A 12,610-nucleotide genomic window follows, 5' to 3' on the forward strand; every position below is an offset into this window, starting at 1 on the left:
TTGTCGCACGTCAAGCCCCAGGTCGTGGGTATGGTGATGCGGTGGAGACCGACCGGCGACGTGCCAGGGTCCGCGACATCGCGGCGGAGACCGGCGTGTCCATCGCCACCGTGTCGCGCGTGCTCAACGACCACGTCAACGTCTCCCCGCGGACCCGCGAGCTGGTGCTGCGGGCCGTCGAGCGGCGGCGGACCGGGGACGGCGGGCCGCGCACCGTCCACGTCCGGTGCCCGTACGTGCTCACCGACTACTTCGGGCTGATCGTCTCCTCGATCGCCGAGGCGCTGCGCCTGCACGGCGCGCGCATGGTCCTCGACGCGGGCGAGGCGTCGCAGCACACCGACACCCTGGCCGGGCTGCCCGACGAGCCGGGCGTGGCCGGGGCGGTCCTCATCCTGCCGCCCGAGGACGGCGCCCAGCTGGTGGAGCTGGCCGGGCGCGGGTTCCCGTTCGTCGTGGTCGACCCCCGCACGCCCCCGCCGCCGGACGTCGCCGCGGTGTCCGCCGCGCACTTCTCCGGCGCCCGCGCCCTGACCGCGCACCTGGTCGGGCTGGGGCACCGGGACATCGGCGTGGTCGCGGGCCCCGAGGAGTGGCTGGCGGGCGACGCGCGCACGGCGGGCCACCACGCCGCGCTGGCGCGGGTCGGCGTGCTGCCCGCGCCGGACCGGGTCCACCACGTCGAGCCGACCGCGGCCGAGGGGCTGCGGGCCGCCGGCGCGCTGCTGGACGGTCCCGACCGGCCGACCGCGATCGCCTGCTTCAACGACAAGCTGGCGGTGGGTGCGCTGCACGCCGCGTTCGAGCGGGGGCTGAGGGTGCCGGAGGACCTGTCCGTGGCGGGGTTCGACGACATCGACCTGAGCCGGGCCACGCGGCCCGCGCTGACCACGGTTCGGCAGCCGCTGCGGGAGATGGGGCGCCTCGCGGTCACCCAGCTGATGCGCGTGCTGGACGGTCACCGGCCGGAGGCGCTGCACCTGGAGCTGTCCACGACGCTGGTGGTGCGGGGCTCGACCGGGCCGGTGCCGGGTCGCTGAGCCGGGTTGCTGGACCGGGTCGCTGGACCGGGCCACCGGTAGCGGGGTGGGCGGGCGCCCCGGTCAGCCCCGCGGGCTCAGACCCGCCACCGCCAACCGGAACAGCCGGTCCGCCCGTGCGGCGGGGTCGGGGTGGTGCTCCGTGGCCAGGACGATGCCGACGGCCAGCGTGATCAGGTCCGAGACGGTGACGCCCGTCGCCACCGCGCCGTCCCGCGCGGCGCGGCGCAGCAGGGGCCCCGCCGCCTCCTCCAGCGCCGCCGAGCAGGAGTTCTCGTGCACGGGGTCGGGTTCGACCCCGTCGTAGGCCAGCGCCGCCGCCAGCCCCCGGGCGGAGACGCAGTAGGCGACGACCTCGCCCAGCCACTCCAGGAGCGCGTCGCGGCTGTCGTCCCGGCCGGTCAGGTCGTGGGCACGCGCGGCCAGCGCCTCGATCCGCTCCCGGGAGACCGCCTCCAGCAGCGCGCGGCGGGTGGGGAAGTGCCGGCGCACGGTGGCCGAGCCGACCTCCGCGGTGCGGGCGATCTGCTCCAGGGAGGCGCCGGCGCCGTGGGCGGCGACCTCCGCCTCGGCCACGGCGAGGATGCGCGCGTAGTTGCGCCGGGCGTCGGCGCGCTGGCGGTCCGGCATGGCGTGGTCTCCGTGCTTGCTCAAGTGGCGGGCCCCGCCGTATCGTACCGCGGCAGAAACGGCGGGCCCCGCCGTTTCTGGCCGAGCACCCGAGGAGCGCCATGTCCGCAGATCCCGCACCCGTCCTGGTCACCGGGGCCACCGGCAAGCAGGGCGGCGCCACCGTCCGCGCCCTGCGCGCGGCGGGGGTCCCCGTCCGCGCCCTGGTGCGCGACCCGGCCACCGACCGGGCCCGGTCCGTCGAGGCGCTCGGCGTCGACCTGGTCACCGGCGACCTCCACGACCGCGGGTCCGTGACCCGGGCCGCCGAGGGCGTCCGCGCCGTCTTCTCCGTGCAGATGCCCGCGATGACCGCGGCGGGGTTCGACTACGAGGGGGAGGTGGCCCAGGGCGCCAACCTCGTCGCGGGCGCGAGGGCCGCCGGGGTGCCGCAGTTCGTGCACACGTCCGTCAGCGGCGCGGGGCAGCACACCGGGGCGCCCGGCTGGGCCGAGGGCCGGTGGGCTTCGATGGCGCCCACCCTGGGCGCCAAGAGCGCGGTGCAGGACCTGGTCCGCGAGGCCGGCTTCCCCCGCTGGACGCTGCTCAAGCCGGGCTTCTTCATGGAGAACTTCCTCCCCTCCGCGGCGTTCCTGTTCCCGCGCGGCGTCGAGGGCGGCCTGGTGAGCGTCGTCAAGCCCGGGACCCGGCTGTCCCTGGTCGCGGTGGAGGACATCGGCCGGGCCGCCGCGGCGGCCGTCGCCGAGCCGGAGCGGTTCGACGGCGTCGAGCTGGAGCTGGCGGGCGACCACCTGTCGATGGCGGGGATCGCCGACGTCCTCTCCCGCGTCCTGGGCGCGCCGCTGCCCGCGCCGGACATGACCGAGGAGGAGGCCCTGGCCGCCGGGATGCCGGCCATGGGCGCGTCGCACGAGTGGATGAACGTCGTCGAACAACCGGCCCGCCCGCGGTACGCGAGGGACCTCGGCATCCCGCTCACCACCTTCGACGAGTGGGCGCGCGAGCACTTCCGGGCCGACGCCTGACCCGGTGCCCGGCCCCCGGACTCGTCGGCCGCGGGTGCGCGCCCGGCGCCCGCGGCGGTCGGGTCCGCGGTCGTGGCACGACCACCCGACGCCGCCGCCCTCGCCGGGACCGGCCGGCGCGTGACCTCCCGCGCGCGGTGCCCGGGGCTGGTCCGGTGGCGGGAGGTCGCCGACGCGCCGGTTCGCGGACGAGGAGCACCGGGCGCGCCCGGTGCCGGGGTTCGGCGACCCCGCCGCGTGCTCGGCCCGGTCACCGCCGCGCCCGGCCCGGCCACCGCCGTGCCCGGTCACGACACCGGCGGCACCAGGGCGGGCACGGCGGTGAACACGCCGTCCGGGTCCAGCCGCCGCTTGACCTCCAGCAGCCGCGCGGTGTTGGGGCCGAACGCGGCCATCGCGCGCTCGTGGTCGTCGGGCCCCAGCAGGTTCGGGTAGCCACCGGGCAGCGCCGACCGCTCCAGCTCGTCGGCCAGCGCGGCCGCCCACTCGCGGTGCGCGCCGCCGCTGTCCGGGGAGTTCGGGGCCCAGGTGGTGATGATCTCCAGCAGGACGTGCTCGTCGCGCAGTCCGAACGCGGTCGACGAGACGGGCACGCGGGTCGCCGCGCCGTGGAAGTGGTGCAGCGTCAGGGAGGACAGCGGTGACGTGACCCGCCGGGCGAAGTCCACCAGCACGTCGCACACGTCCTCGGTCAGCACGGGCAGCCACCGGCTCGTCGCGGTGTTGTGCCGGCCGTCGACGACGAACGGGTCCAGCAGCCCCAGCTGCTCGGGCGCCGTCATCGGGCCGAGCCGCGAGAACACCGGGGTGCCGAGCGCCCTGATCCGCCGCAGGTACGGCTCGCCCGCCGCCGGGTCGCCGCTCCACGTCGGGTACAGCATGATCAGCGGCGAGCCGTCGGGGCCGCTGTAGAAGCCCCCGATGACCGACAGCTCGTCCGGCGACTCGGCCAGCAGCTCGCGGTAGCCGCGCAGCACCGAGGGCGCCTGCGCCAGGGGGAACATCGCCATGCCGGACAGCACGGTCGGGATCGGGTGCACCCGGTAGCGCAGCCCGGTCACGACGCCGAAGTTGCCGCCACCGCCGCGCAGCGCCCAGAACAGGTCCGGGTTCTCCTCGGCGTCCGCGGTCACCGCCGTGCCGTCGGCCAGCACGACGTCCGCGCCCAGCAGGTTGTCCAGCGCGAGCCCGTGCGCGCCCAGCAGCGGGCCGTAGCCGCCGCCCAGCGTCAGCCCGGCGATGCCCACCGCGTTGACCGTGCCGGTGACCGCGCGCAACCCGTGCTCCGCCAGGGCGGAGGCGACCCCGCCCGCCAACGACCCGCCCCGCACCCGCGCGGTCCGCCCGTCGGCGTCGAGCTCCACCCCGCGCATCGCGGAGAGGTCGAGCACCACGCCGCCCTCGCGGATCGCCCGGCCGCCCCAGTCGTGGCCGCCGCCCCGGACCGACAGCGGCGCGCCGTGGTCGCGGGCGACCCGCACCGCGTCCACCACGTCGGCCGCGTCCGCGCACCGCACGACCGCCGCCGGGTACCGGTCCACCAGGCCGTTCCACACCCGCCGGCCGCGGTCGTAGTCCGGTCCGCCCGGGATCAGCACGGGGCAGCGGACGACCGCCCGCAGGGCGTTCGCGACGGTGCGGGCGGGGGAAGAGGTGGTGGCGGTCATCGGTCCTCCAGCAGCGAGAGGGGATGTCCGGGACACTAGAGCGGGAATTCCGGGATTGCCCACGGCGATCGCACGGAGTGCGGTGCGGCCGACCGCCGGGCATCCCCCGAACGAGTGGCGTTCCCCGACCTGGGCCCTCCCGGCGGGGTCGACCTGCGCGAACGCCCCGCGCCATCCTGGTACTCGCGGTGCCACGACCAGTCGGTACTGGAACCCCCCTCGCGCGCGGCGGGATGCTGTGGGTCCACGTGACCGGAAAGACTGGGGGATCCCCATGGCCGACGACGGCGGGGTCTTACGCGACCGCAACATCGCGGCGGTGACCGAGTTCCTCCGCCTCCTGGAGGAGGGCGACATCCCGGCGTGGATGGAGCTGTGGGCCGAGGACGCGGACCACTACTACCCGTACGGCACCGAGATGTTCCCCGCTCACATCGTCGGCAAGGCGGCGATCCACGAGCGGTGGAAGGGGATGCCGGGCAACTTCTCCGAGCTGAGCTTCCCGATCAGGGAGACGTGGGCCGACGGCGACACCGTGCTGGCCCGCTTCGACTCGGACCTGGTGCTCAAGGACAGCGGGGACGAGTACCACAACAGCTACCTCGGCGTCTTCAAGTTCGACGACGAGGGCAGGTTGTACGAGTACCGGGAGTACTTCGACCCGATCCTCGCGGGTCAGGCGTTCGGCCTGCTCGACGTCACCTACCGGTAACAGATCTCAAGCAGCACAACACCATAGGAGCAGTGCATGAGCACGGTCACCCTTTCCCGGCACGACGCCCGGCGCGTGCTCGACGCCGCACTCGCCCACGCGCAGGAGCTGGGGGTCAGCGTCTCCATCTCGGTCGTGGACGACGGCGGCCACCTCAAGGCGTTCGAGCGGATGGACGGCGCGTCGTTCTTCAACACCTCGCTGGCCACCAGCAAGGCGATCACCGCGGTGGGCATCGGCATGTCCACCGAGGACTTCATGCAGTTCGTGGCGGGCATCCCGCCGCTGCTGGCCGGCCTGTCCGCCCAGCCGAACGTCGCCATCCTGCCCGGCGGCGCGCCGATCACGGTGGACGGCGTGGTCGTCGGGGCCATCGGCGTGGCCGGTGGCAAGGGCGGCGAGGACCAGCCGGTCGCGCAGGCCGGCCTGATCGGCTTGACCGCCGCCGCGGTCTGAGCGCGACACTCTCGCGAGGAAATCGAGGTAGGTGCACATGAGCACGACCATCCAACCGGGGGAGGGTCATCCCCGGAGCACTGTGGCCCTGGTGGCGTTGGCGCTGGGTTCCTTCGTGATCGGCACGGCGGAACTCGTCATCGTCGGCATCCTGAACCTGGTCGCCGACGACCTGTCGGTGTCGGTGAGCACGGCCGGGCAGCTCGTCACGGCCTACGCGCTCGGCATCTCCGTCGGCGGTCCGATCGTGACCGCCCTGACCATCCGGTTCGGCCGCCGCACGCTGTTGTGGGCGTCGCTCGTGGTCTACATCGCCGGCAACCTGTTCGCGGTGTTCGCCGTCGGGTTCGGGGCGCTGCTCGCCGCGCGCCTGGTGACCGGTGCGATCCACGGGCTGTTCATCGGCGTGGCGTCCACGATCGCCGCCGCCCTGGTGGCGCCGAACAAGCGGGGCCAGGCCATGGGGATGGTCTTCGGCGGCATCGCGGTGTCCACCGTCCTCGGCGTGCCCCTCGGCACCCTGGTCGGCCAGTCGATGGGGTGGCAGGCCGCCTTCGTCGGCATCGTCGGCCTCGGCGTGATCGCGCTCGTCGCGACGCTGCTGATGGTGCCGCCGGTGCGGAGCGCCGCGCCCTCCGGGCTCGGCGCGCAGGCGAAGTCGGCGTTCGCGCCCAGGGTGCTCGCCACGCTGGCGGTGGGTTTCCTGCTGCTGGGCGGGCAGTTCACGGTGCTGACCTACCTCGCGCCGTACCTGGAGGAGGTCACCGGCATCACCGGTTCGCTGATCAGCGTCTTCCTGCTGGCCTACGGCATCGCGAGCGCGGTGGGCACGTTCTTCGGCGGCCGGTTCGCCGACCGCAGCGCGACGCGGACGCTGGTCGTGGCCAACGTGCTGCTGATCATCGCGCTGGGCGGGCTCTACCTGCTGGGCGCCTCGCCGGTCCTGGCCGCGGTGGCGCTGGCCCTGTGGGGCCTGGTCGGCTTCGGGCTCGTCCCGTCGCTCCAGCTGCGGGTGATCACGCTCGCCGGTCCGGGCGGCGACCTGGCCGCCACGCTCGGCGCCTCCGCGGTGAACGCGGGCATCGCCGTGGGCGCGGTGGGCGGTGGGCTCGCGCTCGCCTCCGGCGGCCCGAACGCGGTGGTCCTCACCGGCCTGGTCGTCTGCGCCGTGGTGCTGCCGGCCACGTGGGCGATCGGCCTGCTCAAGGTGCCGGGCGCGGCTCCCGCGGCCGGCAGCCCGTCGAGCGCCGCGGCGGACCCCGTCACCGCGTAGCAAGCGCGGACGCACGCAGTCGAGGGCCCCGAACCGACCGATCGGTTCGGGGCCCTCGACTAGGCGCGTTCGGCGGGCACGTGCGCCGCCGACCCGGCCAGCGCCACCAGCACCAGCGTGCCGACCGCGACGATGAACGCCGTCGTCGCGCCGCGCGTGCCGACGGCGTCGACGGCCAGGCCGAGGCCGATCGCGGGGAACGCCGTGCCGATGTAGGCGACCACGTTCACGGCGGCCATCAGCTCGCCGCGCCTGCCGGGTGCGGCCAGCTCGCTGAGCAGCCGGAACGCGGCCAGGTAGGTGGCGCCCCAACCGAAGCCCAGCAGGGCGGTCGCGGTGAAGAACAGGGCGGTCGACCCCAGGGACAGGGCGACCAGGACCAGGGCGAGGCCGCCGAGCAGCAGCCAGGAGCCGGCCGCCATGGCGGTGCGGCAGCGGACGCCGCGGCACGAGACCTGCGCCAGCGTCCCGGCCCCGGCCAGCGCGGTGACCACCAGGCCGTCGACCACGCTGCTCCGGCTGCCCAGCAGCTCCGCCGCGAGCAGCGGCCCGAGCCCGAGGTACAGCCCGCCCACCGCCCACACGGCGACCACCGGCAGCGACAGCGCCAGGAACGCCCGGCGCGCCCGCACCGGCACCGAGATCCGGCGCGCCACCCCGATCCCGCGCCCGCGGGCGCCCGGCACGGTCTCCGGCAGGAACAGCACCCCGGCCGCCGCGCCGACGAGCAGCACCAGCAGGACCACGTAGGTCAGCACGGTGGGCGCGGGGCCGTGCTCGACCAGCGCGCCGGCGCCGAGCGCCCCGGCCCCGATGCCGACGATCGGGGTGAGGCTGCCCAGCAGCGCGCCCGCCGGCGCGAGGTCGATCAGCGCCGCCGCCACGGCGCACCCGCCGATCCCGCCGCCGAACCCCTGGAGGGCCCGCGCGGCGAGCAGCCAGCCGACCCCGTCCGCGAACGCGAACAGCAGGGTGGACCCGGCCACGAGCCCCAGCGCCAGCAGGAGCACCGGTCGGCGGCCCGCCGTGTCGGACAGCGAACCGAACAGCACCATGCCGGTCAGGGCGCACAGGCAGTAGACGGCGAACACGACCGTGGTCGTCGCCGTCGAGAAGTGCCAGCGCTCCTGGTACAGGACGTACATCGGGGAGGGGGCGGTGGAGGCCGCCGACAGCAGCACGGCCACCGCGCACACCAGGGAACACGCCCACCGGGATCTATCCGAATCGGAACCGCCCGCCACCTGGGGGCGGGCGTCCACGAACTCCATGACTTCTCCTCGGGGATTCTCCGAGATCCGACGGAAATGGTCGGGAAATTACATTCGCCGACCATGGTGGCGGAATTTTCAGAGCCCTCACAAGAAGATCGCACCCCGGCGGGCGCAGTACGTGATGTCGAAAAAGGAAAAACCGCGTTCCCGCCCGCTGGGGCAGACGGGAACGCGGCGCCTCGGGGGTCTTTCCGAGGATCAGAGGCGGAACAGGCCCGGGTCCTGCACCACGACGTCGAGCAGCACCGGGCCGTCGGCGTTCAGCGCGGCCTTGAGCGAGGCGCGCAGCGATTCCGGCGATTCGATGCGCTCGGCCGGGCAGCCGAAGCCGCGCGCCAGCTCGGCCATGTTCACGCCGCTCAGGTCCCAGCCGGAGTGCCACGCCTTCTGGCTGCTCTCGTCCAGGTAGTACTTGAGCGACAGGTAGCCGGAGTTGTTCGGGATGATGAAGGTGACCGGCAGGTTGTGCTGCGCCGCGGTCCACAGCGCGTGCAGCGTGTACTGCGCCGACCCCTCGCCCATCACCACGACGGCCCGGCGGTCCGGCCGCGCCACGGCGTACCCGACCGCGCCCGCGAACGGGAAGCCCAGCGCGCCGCTGGCGGTGGCGAAGTAGCCGTTGTCCGGGCCGAGCGGGATCTGCTCGTGGAAGTCCGCGCGGGCGATCGGCAGCTCCTCGAACAGCTGGGCGTCGGCCGGCAGCTCCTGCGCGAGCAGGTGGAACAGGTACGCCTGGGTCAGCGGCGTGGTCGCCTCCGGCACCGGGATCTCCTCCCGGAACGACGGGAGCGCCACCTTCTCGTGCTCGCGGACCAGCGGCAGCAGGTCGCGCACGGCCTGCGCCGGCGGGCAGACGTACGCCGCGTCGGCCATCGACCACGCCGCGGCCTCGGGGCTGTCGGTGACGTGCAGGACCCGCGTGCCCTCGGGCAGCGCCGGCTGGTCGCTCTCGTCGAGCGCGGCCGGGTTGGTGGAGAACAGGTCCACCGTGGTGAACAGGGTGAACGTCGGGCTGCCCAGCACCACCACCACGTCGTGCTCGGCGAGCTTCATGTTGATCAGCTCGGGCATCGGCGCCAGGACGCCGCCGAACAGCGGGTGCGTCTCGGGGAAGCTGCCGCGCGGCCACACCGGGCTGCCGTAGACCCTGGCGTTGAGCCGCTCGGCCAGCCGCACCAGGTCGAGCCGGGCGCCGCCGATCTCCACACCCGGGCCCGCGACCAGGGCCGGGCGCTCGGCGCCGTCGAGCGCCGAGGCGATCGTGGCCAGCACCTCGGGGTCGGGCACGACCGCGCTGCGCACCTCGCGCACCTTGATCGGGCCGGGCGCGGCGGGGCGGATCCAGTCGTCCTCGGGCACCGCGACGAACACGGGACCGGCGGGCGCCTGCTTGGCGATGTGGTACGCCTTCTCGATCAGCGCGGGCACGTCCTGCGGGCGCGCCGGCTCACCGGCCCACTTGATGTAGGGCTTGGGCAGTTGCGTCGCGTCGCTCGCCTTGAGGAAGGGCTCGCCGAGCAGCAGCTTGCGGGCCTGCTGGCCGCCCAGGATGACCATCGGCGTGTGCGCGCTGGCCGCCGTGTAGATCGAGCCCATCGCGTTGCCGACGCCCGGACCGCCGTTGATGATCACCAGCGACGGCTCGCCGGTCGCCTGGGCGTGGCCGTCGGCCATGCCGACGATGCTGGCCTCCTGGAGGCCCATCACGAACTTGAAGTCGTCCGGCCACTGCTCGAACAACTTCATCTCGGTGTGGCTCGGATTGCTGAAGACCGTGGTCATCCCCAGTGCCCGGAACAATTCCAAGGTCGCCTCGCGGACGGTTCTGGAATTGGCTTGTTCCGCTGTCATAATCCACGCTCCTGGCTTGTTTGCGATTGACGTGGCCGACGATGATCGCGGGTGTCGAAGAAGTGTCGCGCGTCGTCGCGGCGTTAACGTTCCACCCGTTGCACGGAATACTGTCCCAGCGTCGGGGCGGTCTCAAGCCTCCCCGATCCCGGGGCGGCCACTTCGTTAGCTGGCCACCCCGGCGCGGATTCTCGGTCAGCTCACGTCGAGCACGAGCCGGCCGCGCACGTGGCCGCGCTCACCGGTCCGGTGCGCGTCCGCCACCCGTTCCAGCGGCAGCACGTCCTCGATCGCGATCCGCAGCCCACCGCGGGCCAGCAGGTCCGCCACGGCGGCCAGCGCCTCGGCGTCGGGGCTCACGTAGGTGTAAGCCGTGCGCAGGCCCCGTGCGGCGGCGGCCCGGTCCAGCGCGTCGTCCTGGCCCTTGAGCGTGACCAGCACCCCGCCGGGCCGCAGCACGTCGAGCAACCGCAGGGCGTCCGGGCCACCCCTCGTGTCCACCACCAGGTCGATGTCGCGGACCACGTCCTCGACCCGCTCGGCGGTGTAGTCCACGACCCGGCCCGCGCCCAGGTCCGCCACGAAGTCGTGGTTGTGCGCGGACGCCGTCCCGACGACGTCGGCGCCCGCGTCCGCGGCGAGCTGCACGGCGACGTGGCCGACGCCGCCCGCGGCGCCGTGCACGAGCACCCGCTGCCCCTCGACCAGCCCGCCGTGGCGGAACAGCGTCTGCCACGCGGTGGTGCCGACCATCGGCGCGGCGGCCGCGGTGCGGTGGTCACCGCCGGCGGGCTTGCCCGCCAGCTCCGCGGCCGGCGCGACCACGTACTCGGCGTAGGCGCCCGCCAGGTTCGGGAAGCGCGGCATCCCGAACACCTCCGCCCCGGTGTCGGCCGCGGTGCCGGAGACGTCCCAGCCCAGCACGGCGGGGAAGGACCGCACCCCGACGCCCTGGCCGGCCCGGGAGAACCAGTCGATCGCGTTGACGCCGGCCGCGTGCACCCGGACGAGGACCTCGCCCTCGCCCGGGGTGGGGACGGGGACCTCCGCGATCCGCAGCGCCTCCGCGGGTCCGAAGGCGTCGATGACCGCGGCGCGCATGGTGTCCGCCATCGTCAGCGGCCCACCCGCTGGTACCGGCCGGAGGACACCGTGGGCAGGTCGATGGCGGCGAGGAAGTCCTGCGTCTCCGAGGCGCCGAAAAACGCGCCGATGGTAGCCTCGGCGTCCTCGACGGTGGCCCAGTGGACGGACACCATCCACTCGCCGTCCTCGCTCACCGCGGTCTCGCGGGACTGGAAGCCCGGCCGGCGCTCCATGTACTCGGTCTCCACGTACCGGTTGCGCCGGATGAAGTCCTCGGTCTCGACGTCGTCCCGCAACCGGAACCTGATCGTCTCGATGGTGCTCATGCGCCTACCTCCCGTTCGTTCCTGTGGTCGTGGTGGTCGTGGTGGTCGTGGTGGTCACAGCGCCAGGCGGAGGTCGTGCTCCGGGGCCAGCTCCACGATCTGCCGCTGCTGCTCGGGCGTCAACGGCAGGGGCGCGATGCCCGGCCGCGCGGGCGTGCCGATGGCGCTGAAGAAGTTCTCCATGCCGGTGCTCGGCGTGAAGAGGAAGAGCAGCCGCGACACGTGCAGGCCGACGTTGCGGAAGCGGTGCCTCGTGCCGCGCGGGATGTACACGAAGTCGCCCTCGCCCGCCAGGAAGGTCTCCTGGCCGTTGAGGAACTCCAGCTCGCCCGAGAGGATGAAGAACGCCTCGTCGGCGTGCGGGTGGACGTGCGGGGGCGGACCGCCGCCGGGCGGCACGGACGCCTCCGCGAACGTGAGGGCGCCGTTCGTGGTCGCCTTGGTGGCCTTGAAGCTGTAGATGGCGTCGCCGAACCACACCGCCTGGCCCTGACCGGCCTTCGCGTGGATGACGGGGAGCAGGTCGTTCTCCGTCGTGGTCATCGCTGCCTCCGTGGGGTGGGGACGTCGTCGACCGGAAGAGCGTCGACGACGTCCCCACCGTGGCCCACCCGCGCCCTTCTAGGGAGCGTGAGCTTGTGGTGGTACCGCGAGTGCCGGCCAGGGACTGCGTCGAGTCCGAGCAGTCAGCCCGGCCTCCTCGTCAAACACCGGCGGCGTGTTCAGGGTGAGGGGGAGAGGTCGTCGAGGGGCGAGGAGGCGATCAGGGTGAGGCGACGAGACCTGGGCGGGGTTGCGGAGGTCGTTCCGTGACCGGCATCGCACACGATCCCGACTGGTTCAAGAAGGTCGTGTTCTACGAGGTGCTGGTCCGCGCGTTCAGCGATTCCGACGGCGACGGCACCGGCGACCTGCGCGGCCTGGCGTCCAAGCTGGACTACCTCCGGTGGCTGGGCGTCGGGTGCGTCTGGTTGCCGCCGTTCTTCGCCTCGCCGCTGCGCGACGGCGGTTACGACATCTCCGACTTCCGCACGGTGCTGCCGGAGTTCGGCACGGTCGAGGACTTCGTGCACCTGCTGGACGAGGCGCACGGCCGGGGCATCCGGGTGATCATCGACCTGGTGCTCAACCACACCAGCGACGCGCACCCGTGGTTCGAGCAGTCGCGCACCGACCCGGACGGCCCCTACGGGGACTTCTACGTCTGGCACGACGACGACCGGAAGTACGCCGACGCGCGCGTCATCTTCGTCGACACGGAGACCTCGAA

The 12,610-nt window shown here is 73.8% G+C and carries 13 protein-coding genes; 6 read left to right on the top strand and 7 right to left on the bottom strand.

Translation table 11 applies throughout. From position 1 onward, the window contains the following. Positions 1 to 41: 41 nt before the first annotated feature. Positions 42 to 1,040, top strand: coding sequence for a LacI family DNA-binding transcriptional regulator (locus tag ACFP3R_RS35695; RefSeq protein WP_380643088.1), 999 nt, complete (start codon positions 42 to 44; stop codon positions 1,038 to 1,040). A 63-nt stretch (positions 1,041 to 1,103) separates the two neighbouring features. Here ACFP3R_RS35695 and ACFP3R_RS35700 read toward each other — a convergent pair whose 3' ends face one another. Then, positions 1,104 to 1,670 (bottom strand): TetR/AcrR family transcriptional regulator, encoded by a 567-nt coding sequence (locus ACFP3R_RS35700; protein ID WP_380643116.1) that lies wholly within the window; start codon positions 1,668 to 1,670, stop codon positions 1,104 to 1,106. A 101-nt stretch (positions 1,671 to 1,771) separates the two neighbouring features. On the opposite strand from ACFP3R_RS35700, the gene ACFP3R_RS35705 reads away from it, so the two are divergent. Continuing rightward, complete coding sequence (locus ACFP3R_RS35705) at positions 1,772 to 2,695, top strand: NmrA family NAD(P)-binding protein (protein ID WP_380643090.1); 924 nt, start codon at positions 1,772 to 1,774, stop codon at positions 2,693 to 2,695. 287 nt (positions 2,696 to 2,982) lie between these two features. Here ACFP3R_RS35705 and ACFP3R_RS35710 read toward each other — a convergent pair whose 3' ends face one another. After that, positions 2,983 to 4,362, bottom strand: coding sequence for an FAD-binding oxidoreductase (locus ACFP3R_RS35710; protein WP_380643092.1), 1,380 nt, complete (start codon positions 4,360 to 4,362; stop codon positions 2,983 to 2,985). Between the two features lie 319 nt (positions 4,363 to 4,681). Here ACFP3R_RS35710 and ACFP3R_RS35715 point away from each other — a divergent pair, with 319 nt between their 5' ends. From ACFP3R_RS35715 to ACFP3R_RS35725, 3 genes are read left to right on the top strand one after another with little or no spacing between them, the layout of a single operon-like run. Next, positions 4,682 to 5,074 (top strand): nuclear transport factor 2 family protein, encoded by a 393-nt coding sequence (locus ACFP3R_RS35715; protein WP_380643094.1) that lies wholly within the window; start codon positions 4,682 to 4,684, stop codon positions 5,072 to 5,074. A 36-nt stretch (positions 5,075 to 5,110) separates the two neighbouring features. Next, positions 5,111 to 5,530 carry a GlcG/HbpS family heme-binding protein gene (locus ACFP3R_RS35720; protein ID WP_380643096.1) on the top strand — a complete coding sequence of 140 codons (420 nt, stop codon included), beginning with the start codon at positions 5,111 to 5,113 and terminating at the stop codon, positions 5,528 to 5,530. A gap of 37 nt (positions 5,531 to 5,567) precedes the next feature. After that, entirely contained in the window at positions 5,568 to 6,803 is a 1,236-nt protein-coding gene (locus tag ACFP3R_RS35725; RefSeq protein ID WP_380643098.1) for an MFS transporter, read from the top strand. Between the two features lie 59 nt (positions 6,804 to 6,862). On the opposite strand, the gene ACFP3R_RS35730 is transcribed toward ACFP3R_RS35725, so the two are convergent. The 5 genes from ACFP3R_RS35730 to ACFP3R_RS35750 all read right to left on the bottom strand — a co-directional run bounded on the left by ACFP3R_RS35730 (position 6,863) and on the right by ACFP3R_RS35750 (position 11,883). Then, positions 6,863 to 8,074, bottom strand: a complete 1,212-nt coding sequence (locus tag ACFP3R_RS35730) for an MFS transporter (protein WP_380643100.1) — start codon at positions 8,072 to 8,074, stop codon at positions 6,863 to 6,865. Positions 8,075 to 8,275: 201 nt separating this feature from the next. Then, positions 8,276 to 9,928 carry a benzoylformate decarboxylase gene (gene mdlC, locus ACFP3R_RS35735; protein ID WP_380643102.1) on the bottom strand — a complete coding sequence of 551 codons (1,653 nt, stop codon included), beginning with the start codon at positions 9,926 to 9,928 and terminating at the stop codon, positions 8,276 to 8,278. A 195-nt stretch (positions 9,929 to 10,123) separates the two neighbouring features. Continuing rightward, positions 10,124 to 11,041 carry an NADP-dependent oxidoreductase gene (locus ACFP3R_RS35740; protein WP_380643104.1) on the bottom strand — a complete coding sequence of 306 codons (918 nt, stop codon included), beginning with the start codon at positions 11,039 to 11,041 and terminating at the stop codon, positions 10,124 to 10,126. Positions 11,042 to 11,043: 2 nt separating this feature from the next. Beyond that, complete coding sequence (locus tag ACFP3R_RS35745; RefSeq protein ID WP_380643106.1) at positions 11,044 to 11,340, bottom strand: hypothetical protein; 297 nt, start codon at positions 11,338 to 11,340, stop codon at positions 11,044 to 11,046. A 54-nt stretch (positions 11,341 to 11,394) separates the two neighbouring features. After that, positions 11,395 to 11,883, bottom strand: coding sequence for a cupin domain-containing protein (locus ACFP3R_RS35750; protein ID WP_380643108.1), 489 nt, complete (start codon positions 11,881 to 11,883; stop codon positions 11,395 to 11,397). A gap of 266 nt (positions 11,884 to 12,149) precedes the next feature. Here ACFP3R_RS35750 and ACFP3R_RS35755 point away from each other — a divergent pair. Further along, positions 12,150 to 12,610 (top strand): alpha-amylase family glycosyl hydrolase (locus tag ACFP3R_RS35755; RefSeq protein ID WP_380643110.1); only part of this gene is annotated, 461 nt, incomplete at its 3' end.

The organism is Saccharothrix lopnurensis, from assembly GCF_042658445.1.
Lineage (GTDB): Bacteria > Actinomycetota > Actinomycetes > Mycobacteriales > Pseudonocardiaceae > Actinosynnema > Actinosynnema lopnurensis.

What these genes read in the sequence shown, in the direction of transcription:
- ACFP3R_RS35700 (WP_380643116.1), bottom strand. Translation starts at nt 1,670, where the DNA reads ATGCCGGACCGCCAGCGCGCCGACGCCCGGCGCAACTACGCGCGCATC.
- ACFP3R_RS35705 (WP_380643090.1), top strand. Translation starts at nt 1,772, where the DNA reads ATGTCCGCAGATCCCGCACCCGTCCTGGTCACCGGGGCCACCGGCAAG.
- ACFP3R_RS35710 (WP_380643092.1), bottom strand. Translation starts at nt 4,362, where the DNA reads ATGACCGCCACCACCTCTTCCCCCGCCCGCACCGTCGCGAACGCCCTG.
- ACFP3R_RS35720 (WP_380643096.1), top strand. Translation starts at nt 5,111, where the DNA reads ATGAGCACGGTCACCCTTTCCCGGCACGACGCCCGGCGCGTGCTCGAC.
- ACFP3R_RS35725 (WP_380643098.1), top strand. Translation starts at nt 5,568, where the DNA reads ATGAGCACGACCATCCAACCGGGGGAGGGTCATCCCCGGAGCACTGTG.
- ACFP3R_RS35730 (WP_380643100.1), bottom strand. Translation starts at nt 8,074, where the DNA reads ATGGAGTTCGTGGACGCCCGCCCCCAGGTGGCGGGCGGTTCCGATTCG.
- mdlC (WP_380643102.1), bottom strand. Translation starts at nt 9,928, where the DNA reads ATGACAGCGGAACAAGCCAATTCCAGAACCGTCCGCGAGGCGACCTTG.
- ACFP3R_RS35740 (WP_380643104.1), bottom strand. Translation starts at nt 11,041, where the DNA reads ATGGCGGACACCATGCGCGCCGCGGTCATCGACGCCTTCGGACCCGCG.
- ACFP3R_RS35745 (WP_380643106.1), bottom strand. Translation starts at nt 11,340, where the DNA reads ATGAGCACCATCGAGACGATCAGGTTCCGGTTGCGGGACGACGTCGAG.
- ACFP3R_RS35750 (WP_380643108.1), bottom strand. Translation starts at nt 11,883, where the DNA reads ATGACCACGACGGAGAACGACCTGCTCCCCGTCATCCACGCGAAGGCC.